We start from the raw sequence: 16933 nt of genomic DNA, 5'->3' as shown, positions 1-16933 counted from the left end.
TCAGGAGTTCAGCTTTGTGTTGCCGGGATCGACGAAGACCGGGTTGCAGACCTCCGCCACCACTTCGGCACCCGCCAGCTTGTCCCAGACGACGATACGCTCGCCATAGCGCTCGCGGCCCGATTTCAGGAAGGCAAGGGCAATGTCGTGCCCGAGCGTAGGCGAGAAGCAGGCGGAACTAACATAGCCCTGATCGTTCAGCGTCGAGGGTTTTGCGCCCTCACGCAGCAGATGCGCACCGGCGCGCATATGCTGGTCCGCCTCCACCGGCTTCAGCCCGACCATCTGCATGCGGTCGGCGGCGGTGAGCCCGTAGCGGGTCGAAAGCCGCTTGCCGATGAAGTCCGGTTTCTGCGCCGAAACCATGCGCCCGAAGCCCGCATCATCGGGCGTCACGCGGCCATCGAATTCGGCATGGGTGACATGGCCCTTTTCGATGCGCAGCACATTCAGCGCTTCCAGCCCGTAAGCACAAATTCCATATGCCCTGCCCTCTTCCATGATGGCATCGGCAACGGCATCACCAAGCCCCGCAGGCACGGCCAGTTCATAGGCCAGTTCGCCGGAAAACGAGATCCGGAACAGCCGCGCCTTGACGCCGCCCTTCAGCGAGACGATCCCGGCAGCAAGAAACGGGAACGCCGCGTCGGAAATATCGTCCTCGACAAGAGCCTGCATCACCAGCCGGGCTTTGGGTCCGGCAATCGCCATCTGCGCCCACTGATCGGTCGAGGAACAGAAGCGGACCTTGAGCTCTGGCCACAGCACCTGTGCGCAATATTCCATATGGGACATCACCCCACCGGCCAGCGCCGTGGTCGTGGTCAAGACGAAATGTTCAGGCGACAGGCGGCTGGTGGTACCATCGTCATAGACCATGCCGTCCTCGCGCAGCATCAACCCATAACGTGCCTTGCCGACCGGCAGTTTCAGAAATGGATTGCAATAGAGGCGATTGAGGAATTCCGCTGCATCCGGTCCGAAAATCTCGATCTTGCCGAGCGTCGAAACATCACATAGGCCGACATTCTCGCGGACGTTGCGGACTTCGCGATCCGCGCTTTCACGCCAGGTCTTTTCTCCGCCATGCGGAAAATAGGCCGGTCGAAACCAGAGGCCGGAATCGACGAAGATTGCGCCATTTCTCTGCGCCCAACCATGGAGCGGCGATTTGCGCACCGGAGCTGCGTGCTCATCGCGCGATGTGCCGGCCAGAGCCCCGAAGGCAACCGGCGTATAGAATGGCCGGAAGGTGGTGGTGCCGACATCGGCCGGGCTGATGCCCTGCATGGCAGCCAGGAGACCCGTGGCATTGATGCCGGACAGCTTGCCTTGATCAGTCGCCATGCCGTTTGTGGTGTAGCGCTTGGCATGCTCGACATGGCCAAAGCCCTCGCGGAGCGCAAGCCCGATATCCTTGACATGGACATCGTTCTGAAAATCGACAAAGGCCTTTGCCTTCGCGCCCGGTGAATACCACAGGGCCGTAAACGAGGGATCGATTTCGCCTTCCACGGCGGGTGCCGTGTGGGAAACGGCCGAAAACCCGAGATCGGCGGCGATGGCCGCGGCCTTGTCCGCACCGTCCTTGAGACAGCCGGCCAAGGTGTAGCGTCCCGCCGCCGCACCGGCGACAACAAGACTGTTGCCCACATCCGGCGCCAGGAACGTTTGCAACTCCGCCGACCAGAGGGCCTTGGCACCGCGCTGGCAGGCAAGATGAATAACCGGGTTCCAGCCACCAGACATACCAATCGCATCGCAGGCAATCGTCTGCTCGAAGCCCGAGCGTTCGATGACGGCACCGGAGACGCGCTGGCGTCCTTTCGTATCGATCACGGAGGCCGAATGAATGACACGAACACCATCCGGCCCGACATCGGAAACATCCGCGCGGCTGTCGATGATGGCGGCAATGTCCACACCATGCGCGACGAGATCGGCAGCCGTGCGGTAACCGGCGCTGCCATTGGTGAAGATCGCCACCGACTTGCCGGCGGCAACGCCGAAACGATTGGCATAGGTGCGCATCGCACCCGCCATCATCACGCCCGGCCTGTCATTGCCACCAAAAACCAGCGGCCGTTCCTCGGCACCGGTCGCCAGCAGCGCCCGCTTGGCAACGATACGCCAGAGCCGCTCGACCGGAAGTTTCGCCTGCGGCAAGGCCAGATGCTTCTGCACCCGCTCAACCGCGCCAAAGACGTTGTCGTCGTACCAGCCGAAAACGGTGGTGCGCGGCATCATCGTCACGTTCGGCAGGGATCGCAGTTCCGCCAACGCCGTTTCGGCAAAATCCGGTGCGGCGACATCATCGATACGCGCCGTTTCAGCCAGCAGCGAGCCGCCCAGCCTGAAATCCTCGTCTGCAAGGATAACCCGCAAGCCTGCACGGCCGGCCGTCAATGCCGCCATCAGTCCCGTCGGCCCGGAGCCGACAACCAGCACGTCACAATGCGCCCAGCATTTTTCATAGGATTGCGGATCTCTCTCCAGGACCGCGCGCCCAAGCCCTGCCGCCTTGCGGATGATCGGCTCGTAAACCTTCTCCCAGAAGGCCGCCGGCCACATGAACGTCTTGTAGTAGAAACCGGCACCGAGGAACGGCGACAACACGCCGTTTATCGCGCCAAAATCATGTTTCAGCGACGGAAAACGGTTCTGGCTGCGGGCATCGAGCCCGGAATAGAGTTCGGCGACAGTCGCCTTGGTGTTCGGGTCGCTGCTGGCGCCGTTGCCGATGGTCACCAACGCATTCGGCTCCGAAGGTCCGGCTGTGACGATGCCGCGCGGCCGGTGATATTTGAAGCTGCGGCCGACCAGAAGCTGATCACTGGCAAGCAGCGCAGAGGCGAGTGTATCACCGGCAATTCCCGTCAGATTCCGGCCATCGAACCGGAAATCGAGCGGCGCGTTGCGATCGACCAGACCGCCGGAGACGAGGCGATGGGCTGTCATCGGCCAGCCTCCCGCGCATCAGACGCCGCATCCGTGACGGAAAACACCTCGTGGGTGAATGTATCGCGCTCGACCACCAGCCAGCGCCTACAGCCGGCCACGTGCTGCCAGTGTTCGCGGTAGCGTCCGCGCGGGTTGCTGCGGATATGGACGTATTCGTGCCAGGCTTCGTCCGAGGCTTCCGGATCGGGGCGGACCAGCGACGCGTCGCCACGGATCGAAAACTCTTCCTTCGGCCGGATGCCGCAATGCGGGCAGTGAATGAGGCTCACCATACTTTCAGGTCTCAATGCAGGTTGGGCTGGGGGCCAGCGCCTTGTTCGTCGATGGGATAGCCGCGCTCGAAGCGGTCGAGGCGCAGGAAACGGGCGACCGGGTGGGTTTCGTTCTTTGCGATCAGATGCGCAAAACAAAAGCCGGAGGCCGGCGTTGCCTTGAAGCCGCCGTAGCACCAGCCGCAGTTCAGGTAGAGATTGTCGATCGGTGTGTGGCTGATGATCGGCGAGCCGTCCATGCTCATGTCCATCACCCCGCCCCAGGAGCGCAGCACGCGCACGCGCGACAGGCCGGGGATCATCGTCACGCCCTCTTCCATGACATGCTCGACCGTCGCCAGATTGCCGCGCTGGGCATAGGAATTATAGCCGTCGATCTCGGCCCCGAAGACCAGGCCGCCCTTGTCCGACTGGGAGATGTAAAAATGCCCTGCGCCATAGGTGATGACATGATCGATGGCCGGCTTCAGCCCCTCGGTGACGAAGGCCTGCAGCACATGGCTTTCGATCGGCAGCTTCAGGTCCGCCATCTGCCCGACGCGCGAGGTATTGCCGGCCGCCGCAAGCCCAAGCTTGCCGCAGCCGATGGAACCCCTGGATGTCTCGACGCCGGTCACCACGCCGTTTTCGCGGCGAATGCCGGTGACCTCGCAGTTCTGGATGAGATCGACGCTAAGACGGTCGGCGGCGCGGGCATAGCCCCAGGCGACGGCATCGTGACGCGCCGTGCCGCCGCGCTTCTGCAACAGACCGCCCATGATCGGAAACCGGGCATGATCGAAATTGAGAAAGGGCAGCATCTTCTTCAAGGCGGCGCGATCCAGCAGCTCGGCCGGAACGCCCTCCATCCACATGGCGTTGCCGCGCCGAATATAGGCGTCGCGCTGACCATCATTATGGTAGAGATTGATGATACCGCGCTGCGAGAGCATGGCATTGTAGTTGAGTTCCTGCTCCATGCCTTCCCAGAGCTTCATCGAAAACTCGTAAAACGGCTCGTTGCCGGGCAGCATGTAGTTGGAGCGCACGATGGTGGTGTTGCGGCCGACATTGCCGGAGCCGAGATAGCCCTTTTCCAGCACCGCGATGTTCTTCAGGCCGAATTCCTTGGCGAGATAATAGGCCGTCGCCAGCCCATGTCCGCCACCGCCGACGATGATCACATCGTAGAAAGGCTTGGGCTCCGGCTGACGCCAGGCCGGCTTCCAGTTGACGTTGCCCGTCAGCGCTTGTCTGACGATGGAAAATGCCGAATACCGCATGCCAGTCCCAACTCATCCTAACCATGTTGCAACGCACATTTGCATATGCCGGGGCGAGCGCAAAGACTACCCTGGCAAAGACCGGCCAAATGCGCCGCGCTGTCGCACCTCTATCCGAACAGAACATGGGAAACAGTACCAAATGCAGCACAGTCGAGAAAATTTCACGCGCGAATCTTGAAAAGACCGGTAAGGGATGCGGATGTATAATGCTCGTTCCGGATGTTGGAATTCAACGTCTGAGGGGAATCTGGAGACCACGGTCGTGGACGGCAGGAAGGCGCAGGAAGCACAGATGCTCGACATTCTGGAAGCGGCGGCGGTGGCGGCGGGGAAAGCGATCCTCGACGTCTATCATGCCGGACCGGAAGTCAGCTACAAGGCCGACTGTTCCCCCGTTACCGATGCCGACGAGAGCGCCGAAAAGATCATTCTCGACATTCTGGCCGTCGCATTTCCTGATATCCCCGTGGTCGCTGAAGAAGCCGTCGCCGCCGGCCATATCCCCGATATCGAGGGCCAGTCATTCTTCCTTGTCGATCCGCTCGATGGTACCAAGGAATTTGTCGGCCGCAACGACGACTTCACCGTCAATATCGCGCTGATCGAAAAGGGCGAGCCGGTCGTCGGCGTCGTCTACGCACCGGCAATCGGCATTCTCTATGCCGCCACCCGCAACAAGGCAAAGAAATCCGTGGTTTCCGGCCAGCACGATATCGGCCCGCCAACCATAATTGGCTGCCGCAGCCGTGGCGACCGCTTGGTGGCACTGGCCAGCCGCTCGCACAACAGCCAGGAAACCATGGCCTATCTCGCCGAACACGGCATCACCGATTACGAATCGATCGGTTCTTCCCTGAAATTCTGCCTTCTCGCCGAGGGTCTCGCCGATATCTATCCGCGTCTGAGCCGGACAATGGAATGGGATACCGCAGCAGGTGACGCGGTTCTGCGCGCAGCCGGCGGCGAGACCTTGACCATGGATGGCAATCCGCTCGTCTACGGCAAACGCAACCAGATGTCCGACGTCGATTTCGCCAATCCCTTTTTCGTCTCGCGCGGCAAGGACTGACCGTCAGCCCCGCTCCGGTTTTGGCTGATAGAACCCCGTCCATAACGATGGGCGATGGGGTTCTTATGAGTGGCAATCTGGTTCAGGCGCGCGCGGCATATGCCGGCGGCGATTACAATCTTGCTCTCACCCATCTCAACCACCTCCTGACGGCTGAAGGCGGCGCCGACGAGGCGGTCATCTGCTTGCTTGGGCAAACACTGGCAAAGCTTGGCATGGGCACTGAGGCCGCCGAGTTCTTCCAGCATGCCGCAGGCCTGGGCAGCGCCGATAGCTTTTCCCATTTTTGCCGCGCGGCCCGGCTTTACGCTGACAATGGCCGCGATGACGATGCGCTGATCTGCAGCATGCGTGCCCATCAGATCCAGCCGGAAGACCCGGACAACCTTTTTCTACTGATCAAACTGCTGCAGCGCTCCCGCGACACCGCTGTGGTCGAACAACTGAAATACCAGCTGATCGCCAGCGAAAAGTCCGAGCATCTGGAATTGGCGCTTGAGCTCGTCGGTGCCAACCGCTGGGATGTCCGTTCGCTGATCCTGTTGCGCAAGCTCCGCAAGCTGCATCCGAAGAACATGGTTTATCGCAATGCGGTGGTGAGTCTCGCCCGCGAATTTTGCGATTATGATGTCCTGGACGAGGAGGACAGCCTGATCTCGCCCGCCAAGTGGCAAGGCCGGTCCGAATGGGTGGCGCAGGAAACGCCCCACGACATCATTCACTGGTGCGACAACGAATCCTTCAACCGGCTGGCACGCAACTCCGAAACAATCGGACCACTCAGCCCCACGGTCACCGCCCAACGCCACGCCAGAAAGCACGTCTGGGGCGAAAAGATCAGGATCGGTTATCTCTCGGCTGATTTCTTCGACGCGCACGCAACCATGCGCCTGCTCGGCAACGTCCTGATAGGGCACGATCCAGAACGCTTCGATGTTACCCTCTTTTGCCATACGCCGCCGAGGCTGACGGCAAGCCCAGCAGCAAACGCAGCCCGGCAGCACTGGGGCAGGATTGTTGATCTCAATGGTCTGACGGACGCGCAAGCCGCCGCCAAAATCCGCGACCGCAACATCGATATCCTCATCGATCTAAAAGGACATACCGCGCATTCCCGCGTGACGATCCTCAATCACGGCGCAGCACCCGTTCAGGCGACATGGCTTGGCTTCCCCGGCAGTGTCGTCGATATCGATCTCGACTATGTGATCGGCGATGCCATCGTCATACCGGACAGTTCCAAACCGTTCTATCGCGAGAAATTCTGCCGCCTGCCGGAAAGCTATCAGCCAAACGATCCCGAAACACGCGCCCTGCCCTTGCCAGTGAACCGAGCCGATTTGGGCCTTCCGGAAAAGGCTTTCGTCTTTGCGTCCTTCAATGCGGCCGCCAAGATCAGCCGCAGGACGATTGCATTGTGGGCGCGCATTCTCGTCCAGACACCGAACGCCGTATTGTGGTTGATGTGCACAAGCCAAGCCATGCAGATCAACGTCTCTCGCCGTTTCGAACAGCTGGGTGTCGCCCCGGACAGACTGGTCTTTACGGCCGCCGCGGCCTACACCGACCATATAGCGCGGCTTCAGGCCGCCGATCTGGCACTCGACACCTTCCCCTGCAACGGCCATACGACCACCTCGGACAAGCTGTGGGCGGGGCTGCCGGTTGTCACGGTCAAAGGCCGCAACTTCGCGTCGCGGGTTTCCGAAAGCCTGCTGCGCGCTGCGGAACTTGAGGAGCTGGCGGCCGATAATGATGACAATTTCGTCGCACTCGCGGTGCAGCTTGCCACTGATTCGCAGCGCCTTGCAGCAATAAGGCAGGCTCTCGATGGCAATCGTTTCCAAGCGCCACTGTTCGATTCCGAGCGCTTCTGCCGTCATCTCGAAACCGCCTACGAAATGATGGCCCAGCGCGCCAAAAGCGGAAAACGGCCGGATCATTTTGACGTCCCGGCGCTGCCTTCGCGGACGGAACCGTTCCGATCCAGGACATGACCGGATGCGCGAGGATATACGATCCTGTTGGCGCCCGGGAATAAACGGGCATCAACCGCATCGATTTCCCTTTTGAAACAACGGCACAGTACCGTCCGCGTCCCCTGTGCTTCATCAGCGGCTACCCTTCTCCTCACCCGCAAAGGAGAACGGACCCGATGAGCGAAACAACCGCCAACCTGGAACTGCCCTACATCCTGCCGTCGCAGGCGCAAAAGCATGTCACTCACAATGAAGCCCTGCAGCGCCTCGACGCACTGACCCAATTAACGATCACCGCTTCGCTCTCGACCCCGCCGTCCGATCCGCAGGAAGGAACGTGTTTCAATGTCACGGCGTCCCCGGTCGCCGCCTGGGTGGGAGAGAGCGGCAAGCTTGCCTTCCGCCAGGACGGTGACTGGATCTTCATCACGCCCAAGGACGGCTGGCGCGGCTGGTTTGCGGCCGAGGACCGCTTGAAAGTTCACAACGGCAGCGACTGGGCCGTCTTCGATGCGATCGGCACGCCGGCGTTTCTGGGTATCAATACCACCGCCGACAGTACCAACCGGCTCGCTGTCGCCGCAGCTGCCACCTTGCTGACCCATAATGGCAACGGACATCAGATCAAGGTCAACAAGGCAGCGGCGACCGACACGGCAAGCCTGCTGTTCCAGACAGGCTGGTCCGGCCGTGCCGAAATGGGGCTCACCGGATCGGATGAATTTGCCATCAAGGTCAGTGCCGATGGCGCTACTTGGAAATCAGCGCTGAGTATCACCGGACAGGGAGAGGTCAGCATGCCGCAGCGGCCATTGGTGCGCGCGACGCGCGGCGGTGGTGTAGTGACACCGGCCTCCGGCTCGCAAACCGGCTTTTCCACCTTGAGCGTCAACCAGGGCGGTTTCACGCTGGGCGTTGTCGTTGCAGGCGGTGGCAGCCGCCTGATCGTGCCGGTCGCAGGCCCCTATCTCATCTGCCTTGGCGTCGAAGCCAATCCGGCTGGCGCTTTTTCCGTCACCGTCAAGGTCAATGGCACGACGGTCGTTACCAGCATCAACGACAACGACGCTGCCTCTGCATCCTATAGCAATTGTGCCATCGGCATGGTGATCCTCAACGCCAACGACTGGCTCGTGCTGGAGCACACCGGAACCACGCCGCTCGATTTCAATTATGACAAGACGGAGCTGACGGTGGTGATGCTGTAGGACGCGGGAGGAACAGAACCTCAGATGATCTCCATCCACGGCAAGGCCTTTCTCCTCCGTCATCCTCGCCCCCGTGGCGGGGATGCAATCACCGCGCGTCCGCGCGGTGAGAGAACTATTTTCACGGAACCAAGAGTCTTTGCCGCCGCAGACGCGGCGCTGCTGGATCCCCACCACAAGGGTGAGGATGACGGAGTTCAATATGTGCCAAACGCCAACTCCATCATCCAATGGTGACAATCCTAAACCGGCACAGCGTCATCCGTGGTCGCGACCGCCGATCCTTCGAGCGTGACTTCCTCCGTCGTTTCCGGCGGCTTGATGCGGAACCAGGCGAGGTAGAGCGCCGGCAGGAAGAGCAGCGTCAAGACGGTACCGACGATGATGCCGCCCATCATCGCATAGGCCATCGGTCCCCAGAAGATTTCCCGCGCAATCGGGATCAAAGCCAGGCTGGCTGCAGCAGCCGTCAGCATGATCGGCCGCATCCGGTGTTCGGTCGCCTCCTGCACCGCCTGCCACGGCGCTATACCTTCGGTGCGCAGATGTTCGATCTGCACCACCAGGATCACCGAGTTTCTAATGAGAATGCCGATCAGCGCCAAAATGCCGAGAATAGCGACAAAACCCATCGGCGAATTACTGGATAGCAGCGCCGCCACCACCCCGATCAACGCCAGTGGCGCCACGGCAAAGACGAGGAACAGTCGCGAAAAACTCTGCAGCTGGATCATCAGGATCGTCGCCATCACAAACAGCATCAGCGGTACAACGGCGGCGATCGGCGCCTGGCTCTTGCCACTTTCCTCGACGCTGCCACCGACCTCGATCTTGTATCCGGGCGGCAGTTTTTCGGCAAAAGCGTTCACGTCCTTGGATAGTTGCGCAACGATCGTCGCCGGCTGTGTCGCATCGCGAATGCCGGCCTTGACGGTCAGCGTCGGCAAGCGTGACCGGCGCCAGACGACCGGCTGTTCCATTTCGTAGCGGAAGCTTGCGACGGCAGCGAGCGGCACGGAATTGCCGTTGGTCCCCGGCAGCTGCAAGTCCCGCAACAGCTCGATCGACTGCCGCTCGGACGCCTTGGCGCGGGCAACAACATTGATCAGGTAGATATCGTCGCGAACCTGGGTCACGGTCGTTCCACCGACGATGCCGTTGAGCGCCGACGCGATATCCTGCGAGGTGACGCCAAGCTGGCGGGCCTTGTCCTGCAAGACATCAACCTTGATGACGCGGGCCGGTTCATTCCAGTCGTAGACGACATCGCCAAGCAGCGGGTTGCGCCCGAGAACACTACCGAATTCAAGCGCATGCTCGCGCACCTTGCCGATATCCGGTCCGCTCACGCGGTACTGCACCGGCCGTCCGACCGGCGGGCCGATGTCGAGCAGCTTCACATAGGCATCGGTGCCGACGAAGGTTTCCTTCAGATATTTCTGCAGATCGGCCCGCAGCTTGTCGCGGACTTCCAAGCTCTTGGTGACGATGATTGTCTGGCCGAAGGAGGTATCCGGCGGCTGGACATCGAACGAGAGAACGAAGCGTACCGCACCCTGCCCGACATAGGTCGACCAGCGCTCGACATCGGGATTGCCGACAAGCTTGTCCTGCTCGAATTTCGCCATCTGCGCGTCGGTATCGGTAATCGAGGCGTTTGGCGGCAGAGACCAGTCGACGATCAGCTCGAGCCGGTCAGACGACGGGAAGAATTGCTGCTGGACACGGGTCATGCCGAACAGCGAGATGGCAAAAACCACCACCGTCAAGGCGATCGTCGTCCATTTCCAGCGCATACACCAGCCGAGCACACGGGAAAACATCCGCGCAACCCGGCCTTTCTGGTCATGGTGCTGCTTCATCGTCTTGGGAAGGATGGTCACGCCGAGCAGCGGCGCAAACACCACCGCGACGATCCAGGAGACCACCAGCGAGACGGCGATGACGACAAAGAGCGTGAAGGTGAATTCGCCGGCGGCGCTGTTGTTGAGACCGACGGGAATGAAGCTGGCGACGGTGACCAGCGTGCCTGTCAGCATCGGAAACGCCGTGGACGTATAGACATAGGTTGCCGCCTTGCGCAGCGAATCGCCCGCTTCCAGCCGCGCTACCATCATCTCAACGGCGATCATCGCATCATCGACGAGAAGTCCCAGCGCGATGATCAGTGCCCCCAGCGAAATCCGCTGCAGCGATATGCCGAAATAGGACATCACGACGAAGGTGATGGCGAGCGTCAGCGGGATCGACAGGGCAACCACAAGCCCCGCCCGCACGCCGAGGCTGACGAAGCTGACGAGAAGAACGATGATGACGGCCTCTGCTAGGCCACGGGTAAAGCCGGAGACCGCTTCCTCGACGATCAGCGGCTGATCGGAGACCAGATGAACGCCGACGCCCACCGGCAGTTCCGCTTCCACCTGGCTGATCTTTTTCTCGACATGATCGCCGAACTCCAGAAGATTGGCGCCCTGCTTCATGCCGATGGCAAGGCCGATCGCCGCCTGGCCGTTGTAGCGGAACAAAGCCGACGGCGGGTCGGTGTAACCCCGGGTGATGGTCGCGATGTCGGTGAGGCGGAAGAAGCGGTTGTTGACCTGCAGATTGACTGCCCTCAGGCTGTCTTCCGACGAAAACTGGCCGTTGACGCGAACGCTGACCCGCTCGCCCTCCGCCTGCACGACGCCCGAAGGTGCGATCGCGTTCTGTGCCTGCAGCGTGGCGATCACATCGTTCTGGTTGATACCGAGCGCGGCCAGCTGGCGCGTCGAGAATTCGAGATAGATCACCTCGTCCTGCGCCCCGACAATATCGACCTTGCCCATATTCGGAACCGTCAGGATTTCGCGCCGCGCGGTCTCGACATAGTCGCGCAATTGCCGCTGGGTCAGCCCATCGGCGGTAAACGCATAGATATTGCCGAACACGTCGCCGAAGCGGTCGTTAAAGGATGGCCCGACGACGCCGGACGGAAATTGACCTCTGATATCATCGATCATATTGCGGACGGTCACCCAGATCGACGCGACATCCCGCGCCTTCGTCGTATCCTTGAGATTAACGAAGACCAGCGTTTGGCCGGGCGTCGTGATGCTGCGCGTGTAGTCGAGCGATTCCAGTTCCTCGAGCTTGCGCTCGATCCGCTCAGTCACCTGGCGGGTGGTCTCCTCGACCGAGGCGCCCGGCCATTGCGCCGAAATCGTCATGGTCTTGATGGTAAAGGACGGATCCTCCTCGCGGCCGAGGCTTAAATAGGAGAAGAACCCAAGCAGGCCGAAGACAATCATGAAATACCAGACCATCGATGCGTGATCGAGCGCCCAGTCTGACAGGTTGAATTTCTTCATGACTGCGCCTCGTCTTCAACTTTGATCTTCTGGCCGTCCTCGAGGCTATGAACACCGGCCGTCACCACCCGAATACCGGCCTCGATGCCGGACGTGATGACGACCCCGTTGCCTGCCTGCGGCCCGGTGACCACTTCGCGGGTCTTGACCGTCCCGCCGCTCTCATCGACCACCCAGACATAGGATTTGCCGTCACGCATAAGGATAGCGGTTGCTGGCAGCACCAGCTGCTCGACAATGGCTTCGTTTAGGGTGGCGGTGATCGTGGTGCCGAGCCGGAAAGCTGCCGGTGGATTTTCAAGCGCGATCTTGACGCGGCGCGTTCGCGTTGCCGGATCCGCTGCCGGTGCAACCTCGCGGACCATGCCGCTGACGATGATGGCCGGGTCGATCTGCAGGGAAACCAGAAACGGCGTCCCCACCGGCAAAAGCGCGTTGCCGTCCGGAACGTCCACGACGGCATCCCGGGCATCCGGCCGGGCAACCGTCACGACGGTGGCACCGGCTGCGACCACCTGCCCGACTTCGGCACCAGTCTGTGTGACCACACCGTCGAATGCCGCTTTGACCTGCGCATAGGAAAGCTGCTCTTCGGCCTTCGACAGGGCCGCACGCGACTGGACGACCGACGCCTCTGCCGCAGCACTCGCCTGTTCGGTACTTTCCACCGACGCCTGCGTTTCGGTGCCGATCTTGAACAACGCTTTGGTGCGCCGTTCGACCGATACCGTATTGGCAAGCGTCGCTTCCGCATTCGCCAGATCGGCCCGGGCCGATCCGACGGCCAGTTCGAGCGATGTCGGATCGAGTGCCGCCAATAGCTGGCCTTGTGTCACCGTATCGCCGGTATCGACATCGCGGGCCACCAGCAGGCCAGTGACACGCGGCCCGAAATTGGTCTGGACCTTCGGCTGCACCGTGCCGGCGAAACTGGGCGCGGGCAGGCGCTGGGGAACCACAATTTGCGACAGCACCGGGCGGATTACCGGTTCGCCCTGCTCTTCCTTTTTCTGGCACCCCGTAAGGATCAGCAGCATGATTGGTGCGGACAGCAGCCCCAGCAAAATCCGGTTCATTGCGCCTGCTCCTTGATGACATCGACCGACTGGCCGGGGCGCAGCATCTTGGCGCCCTCAACCACAACAGTCTCGCCCTTGGCAATCCCTTCGGAAATAAGCACGCGGCCCGTCTCGTAAGACGCCACCTTGACGGGCTTGCGACTGACCGTGCTGTCTTTGCCGTCCACCACCCAGACCGCCGGCTGTCCGTCCAGCGAAGAGAGCGATGTCCAGGGCAGGATGATCAGCTTTGCCGGCGTCGAGCTGGCAAAACCGGTGACCGGTGCGCCGAGCGTCATGCGATCGGGCGTTGTGTCCATGGCGATCTTGACGCGCACGGTTCCGGTCGTGGTATCGATCGTCGGCGAGACCTCGCTGATCGCTCCCTCCGTCTTGACCGAGGGATCGCTGACCAGCGCCAGCTGGATTTTCGGCTCGGCCGGTTTCTCGAAAAGCAGCGATTCGTAAACATCGAAGATCGCGTCGCGAGGTCCATCGCGTGCGACGGAAAACATGGTTTGTGCTGCTTGAACCACCTGGCCCGTCTCGGCATTGCGCACGGTGACGATACCATCGGCATCAGCCTTCAGTTCCGTATAGGAGAGCGCGTCACGGGACGTGCCGAGCAGCGCCTTGGAGGAATCGAGCGATCCCTGAGCTGTCTGCAAAGCGGTTTGTGCCTGATCGAAAGCTTCTTGCGTCGTGGAATTCTTCGCCAGCAGAGACTTCTGCCGCTCGAAGGCGGAGGAAGCCTGCCTGACCTGCGCCTCCGCTGCCCGCACTGCCGCCTCGGCCGCCTCGACATCAGCCTTCTGTTCGCTGGGATCGATGCGTGCCAGAACCTCGCCGGCTTTCACATGCGAACCGACATCCGCCAGCCATTCCGTTATCTGGCCGCTGACGCGAAATGAAAGATTGGTCTGGACATGGGCGACGACCTCACCGGTCAGCGTCACGGTCTGCCGGTGATCGACGAATTCGGCGCTCTGCGTCCGGACAGCCACTTTTGCCGTTTCCGGAGGCTTCGTTTCACCCTCGCAGGACGTCAGGGCCAAGGCTGCGAACGATACCAGCCACCACCGGGACCGACGGAGTTTTCGTTTTTCACTCATCTGCGCCCGCTCATTCCGATATTCAAGCCGAACCATTTATTATGGCCCCTCAATATACGCGACCCACATCAATGACAAGCGGATGAGATCGACGGAAATCTTTCGTTACAAGATGAGCAACCGTGCCCCTCACCGCGTTTACGGTAATTGAAGCTATGCGGATTTTTTACATAAGCATAGCGAAAACCGCGGGTTGAGCGGCGCGAAGCTCACTGGAACCGGAATGCCGGAAATCGCCGCATATCGGAAAGAGTTTAAGGCCGGCAGGCCAATGCCGTGGCCAGAAGGCTGGCCATCGAGCTTTCGTTGAAAGGCTTGGTGATGCGCGATATGTCGCGCAACGCGACCGGAAAGACGAAGTCGTCGCCATAACCGCTGACAAAGCCGAAAGCCACGCCGCGCTCGATCAGCAGAGCGGCGAAGTCGAAACTCGTTTGAGAACCCAGATTGACGTCGAGAAAGGCAAAATCGAAGGACTGTTCCCTAATCAGAACCTGAGCCTCCGCGACGTTGCAGGCAATCTCGACATGGCCGATGCCGATTGATTTCAGAATATCCTCGGCTTCAAGGGCGATGATGAAATTGTCTTCCAGCACCAGCACGCGCTTGATCGACACTGGAATTTCCGTGAGCGTCACCGATTGGGGTCCTGTCTGCAAATCATCCCGCACTATTGGAGCGCGGTCTTGAAACCGACAAATATTGCATGAAACGGAGGCTGGCATTTAAATAAGACACGTCCCGGCGCGATTAACCCGCTACGCAGCACCGCCTCAGATGAAAGGACGGTGCTGTTCGGGATATCCTTCCCAGCCGGAAATCTTCATCAGTCCTTCGTCATCCAGGATATCGCAGCCGCGATCGGCCCAGCGGATGAGCTTACGCTCACCGAGTTTTTTCAAGGTCTTGTTGGTGTGAACGATGGACAGCCCGAGCGTATCGGCCACGTGCTGCTGCGTGATCGGAATGGAGACACGTTCGCCCTTAAAGAGATTGCTTGCCTTGGCGCGCTGATAGAGGAAGGCCAAGAGATAGGCCGCCCGCTCAAGCGCCGAGCGGCGGCCGATACTCAAGAGGTTTTCATCCAGAATGCGTTCTTCCTGCGCGGCAATCCAGGTGAGATCATAGCCAAGGTCGGGATAATTCCGGTAGAGCGTACCGAGTTTGTCGCGTTCGAAAACGCATAGGGTGATGGGCGATAGCGCTTCGACCGAATGCTGCATTTCGCCCATCAGGCTGCCCTGGAGACCTATGAGATCCCCCGGCATCATGTAATTGAGGATCTGCCGGCGGCCATCATCGAGCATCTTGTAGCGAAAGCCCCATCCCGACAGCACGGTGAACAGATGCGCGCTGTGCGATCCCTCCACCAGGATCGTCGTGCCCGCATCGACGGCCAGTTCGCCGGTCTTGAAGTTGGAAACGAACTCCAGTTCGTCCGGCTTGAACTCGCGGAAATGCGGGAGCGCCCGCAAAGGACATTGTTCGCATGGCGTTTGTCGGTTGCTCCGGGTTTTAGGCGCGGCCATTCGGGTCCTCTGTGCATGATTCGGGGCAGGAAATCAGAGCGTTGATTTCTCGAGAAATTACAGCCTCGTCGTGTTCCGGCAAGGGGCGTTTTTAAGGCAGCGGTAGACTTATCCGCATCGCGCGCCTAGTTTTCCTCTCAAGCTCGGGCCGACAAGCCCGGTCATCAGCGCATGAACGAGACGGAAGAGCAAATGAATCATCCAGCCTTCGCCAATTACCATGTCGCCGTCGTGACCGGAGCAGCATCCGGGATCGGACTTGCCGCCGCCAGGCGCTTTGCCGGACTGGGCATGAATGTCGTGCTCGCTGATTTACCGGGTGACCGCCTGGACAAGGCCGCCCGGGAAACGGCAGCCATTTCCCCGCATGGCCCCGACAGCGTCATTGCGATCGCAACGGACGTATCGAGCACCGATTCTCTCAAGGCTTTGCAAATCGGGGCAATCGCACGCTTCAGCCGGGTGCATGTGTTGATGAACAATGCCGGCATCCAGCCCGGCAGTGCGATTTTCGGCCCGCAGGATGCGTGGGAAAAAGTCTTTGCGGTCAATCTCTGGGGTGTCATCAACGGTTCGCGTATCTTTGCGCCCGCGATGATTGCCCACGGCCAGACCGGCCTGATCATCAATACCGGTTCCAAGCAGGGTATCACCACCCCGCCCGGCGATCCCGCCTACAATGTCGCAAAGGCCGGCGTCAAAGCCTTTACCGAAGCGCTGCAGCACGAGTTGCGCAATACGCCCGACGGCAACATCACCGCCCATCTGCTGATCCCCGGCTTCGTCTATACCGGGCTGACCGCAAACGGCCGCACCGAAAAGCCGGATGCCGCCTGGACCGCGCAGGAGACGGTCGATTTCATGATGCGAAGCCTTGAAGACGGCGATTTCTACATTCTTTGCCCGGACAATGACGTTGCGCGTCCGATTGATGAAAAGCGCATCCTCTGGGCCGCCGGTGATATCATCGAAAACCGTCCGCCACTATCGCGCTGGCATCCGGACTACGCCGATGCATTCAAGGCATTCCTTGCAAAGGATAGACCGGACATCAGCTGAGAGCGGCTGCGACGGGTGACCGTTGGAGCATTTACACGGTGGACAATCTGTTCACGCAGAAGCGCTGGCGCAGC

12 protein-coding genes are annotated in these 16933 nt (G+C 60.6%); 4 read left to right on the top strand and 8 right to left on the bottom strand.

Features of this window, described 5'->3' with window-relative positions:
* The 3 genes from ACP7E0_RS18245 to ACP7E0_RS18235 are packed head-to-tail and all read right to left on the bottom strand — an operon-like array spanning position 1 to position 4495.
* Positions 1-2958: a sarcosine oxidase subunit alpha family protein gene (locus tag ACP7E0_RS18245; RefSeq protein ID WP_426126597.1), complete on the bottom strand. Its 2958-nt coding sequence runs from the start codon at positions 2956-2958 to the stop codon at positions 1-3.
* Positions 2955-3233 carry a sarcosine oxidase subunit delta gene (locus ACP7E0_RS18240; RefSeq protein WP_426126595.1) on the bottom strand — a complete coding sequence of 93 codons (279 nt, stop codon included), beginning with the start codon at positions 3231-3233 and terminating at the stop codon, positions 2955-2957. The genes ACP7E0_RS18245 and ACP7E0_RS18240 overlap by 4 nt, the downstream gene beginning before the upstream one ends.
* A gap of 11 nt (positions 3234-3244) precedes the next feature.
* Positions 3245-4495: a sarcosine oxidase subunit beta family protein gene (locus ACP7E0_RS18235; RefSeq protein WP_426126594.1), complete on the bottom strand. Its 1251-nt coding sequence runs from the start codon at positions 4493-4495 to the stop codon at positions 3245-3247.
* Positions 4496-4790: 295 nt separating this feature from the next.
* Between ACP7E0_RS18235 and cysQ the strand changes: the two genes are divergently transcribed.
* The 3 genes from cysQ to ACP7E0_RS18220 all read left to right on the top strand — a co-directional run bounded on the left by cysQ (position 4791) and on the right by ACP7E0_RS18220 (position 8754).
* Positions 4791-5567 carry a 3'(2'),5'-bisphosphate nucleotidase CysQ gene (gene cysQ, locus ACP7E0_RS18230; protein WP_426126688.1) on the top strand — a complete coding sequence of 259 codons (777 nt, stop codon included), beginning with the start codon at positions 4791-4793 and terminating at the stop codon, positions 5565-5567.
* Positions 5568-5632: 65 nt separating this feature from the next.
* Entirely contained in the window at positions 5633-7564 is a 1932-nt protein-coding gene (locus ACP7E0_RS18225; protein WP_426126592.1) for a glycosyl transferase, read from the top strand.
* 158 nt (positions 7565-7722) lie between these two features.
* Positions 7723-8754: a DUF2793 domain-containing protein gene (locus ACP7E0_RS18220; protein WP_426126590.1), complete on the top strand. Its 1032-nt coding sequence runs from the start codon at positions 7723-7725 to the stop codon at positions 8752-8754.
* A 242-nt stretch (positions 8755-8996) separates the two neighbouring features.
* Here the strand turns inward: ACP7E0_RS18220 and ACP7E0_RS18215 are convergent, their stop codons facing one another.
* From ACP7E0_RS18215 to ACP7E0_RS18195, 5 genes are all read right to left on the bottom strand, one after another.
* On the bottom strand, positions 8997-12101 hold the full coding sequence (locus ACP7E0_RS18215; RefSeq protein ID WP_426126588.1) for an efflux RND transporter permease subunit: 3105 nt from the start codon (positions 12099-12101) through the stop codon (positions 8997-8999).
* On the bottom strand, positions 12098-13177 hold the full coding sequence (locus ACP7E0_RS18210) for an efflux RND transporter periplasmic adaptor subunit (protein WP_426126586.1): 1080 nt from the start codon (positions 13175-13177) through the stop codon (positions 12098-12100). The genes ACP7E0_RS18215 and ACP7E0_RS18210 overlap by 4 nt, the downstream gene beginning before the upstream one ends.
* Complete coding sequence (locus ACP7E0_RS18205) at positions 13174-14271, bottom strand: efflux RND transporter periplasmic adaptor subunit (protein ID WP_426126585.1); 1098 nt, start codon at positions 14269-14271, stop codon at positions 13174-13176. Before ACP7E0_RS18205 ends, ACP7E0_RS18210 begins: the two co-directional genes overlap by 4 nt.
* Before the next feature lie 254 nt (positions 14272-14525).
* Entirely contained in the window at positions 14526-14909 is a 384-nt protein-coding gene (locus tag ACP7E0_RS18200; protein ID WP_426126583.1) for a response regulator, read from the bottom strand.
* A 135-nt stretch (positions 14910-15044) separates the two neighbouring features.
* Positions 15045-15800 carry a Crp/Fnr family transcriptional regulator gene (locus tag ACP7E0_RS18195; RefSeq protein ID WP_426126581.1) on the bottom strand — a complete coding sequence of 252 codons (756 nt, stop codon included), beginning with the start codon at positions 15798-15800 and terminating at the stop codon, positions 15045-15047.
* Positions 15801-15992: 192 nt separating this feature from the next.
* Between ACP7E0_RS18195 and ACP7E0_RS18190 the strand changes: the two genes are divergently transcribed.
* A complete protein-coding gene (locus tag ACP7E0_RS18190) occupies positions 15993-16859 on the top strand; it encodes an SDR family NAD(P)-dependent oxidoreductase (protein WP_426126580.1) in 867 nt (288 codons plus the stop codon).
* The last annotated feature ends 74 nt before the right edge of the window (positions 16860-16933 follow it).

Origin of the sequence: Pararhizobium sp. PWRC1-1 (genome assembly GCF_049897905.1) — a bacterium.
In the GTDB taxonomy this organism is placed as follows: domain Bacteria; phylum Pseudomonadota; class Alphaproteobacteria; order Rhizobiales; family Rhizobiaceae; genus Pararhizobium.
This window is presented reverse-complemented; position numbering and strand designations above follow the sequence as displayed.

What these genes read in the sequence shown, in the direction of transcription:
- ACP7E0_RS18245 (WP_426126597.1), bottom strand. Translation starts at nt 2,958, where the DNA reads ATGACAGCCCATCGCCTCGTCTCCGGCGGTCTGGTCGATCGCAACGCG.
- ACP7E0_RS18240 (WP_426126595.1), bottom strand. Translation starts at nt 3,233, where the DNA reads ATGGTGAGCCTCATTCACTGCCCGCATTGCGGCATCCGGCCGAAGGAA.
- ACP7E0_RS18235 (WP_426126594.1), bottom strand. Translation starts at nt 4,495, where the DNA reads ATGCGGTATTCGGCATTTTCCATCGTCAGACAAGCGCTGACGGGCAAC.
- cysQ (WP_426126688.1), top strand. Translation starts at nt 4,791, where the DNA reads ATGCTCGACATTCTGGAAGCGGCGGCGGTGGCGGCGGGGAAAGCGATC.
- ACP7E0_RS18225 (WP_426126592.1), top strand. Translation starts at nt 5,633, where the DNA reads ATGAGTGGCAATCTGGTTCAGGCGCGCGCGGCATATGCCGGCGGCGAT.
- ACP7E0_RS18220 (WP_426126590.1), top strand. Translation starts at nt 7,723, where the DNA reads ATGAGCGAAACAACCGCCAACCTGGAACTGCCCTACATCCTGCCGTCG.
- ACP7E0_RS18215 (WP_426126588.1), bottom strand. Translation starts at nt 12,101, where the DNA reads ATGAAGAAATTCAACCTGTCAGACTGGGCGCTCGATCACGCATCGATG.
- ACP7E0_RS18210 (WP_426126586.1), bottom strand. Translation starts at nt 13,177, where the DNA reads ATGAACCGGATTTTGCTGGGGCTGCTGTCCGCACCAATCATGCTGCTG.
- ACP7E0_RS18205 (WP_426126585.1), bottom strand. Translation starts at nt 14,271, where the DNA reads ATGAGTGAAAAACGAAAACTCCGTCGGTCCCGGTGGTGGCTGGTATCG.
- ACP7E0_RS18195 (WP_426126581.1), bottom strand. Translation starts at nt 15,800, where the DNA reads ATGGCCGCGCCTAAAACCCGGAGCAACCGACAAACGCCATGCGAACAA.
- ACP7E0_RS18190 (WP_426126580.1), top strand. Translation starts at nt 15,993, where the DNA reads ATGAATCATCCAGCCTTCGCCAATTACCATGTCGCCGTCGTGACCGGA.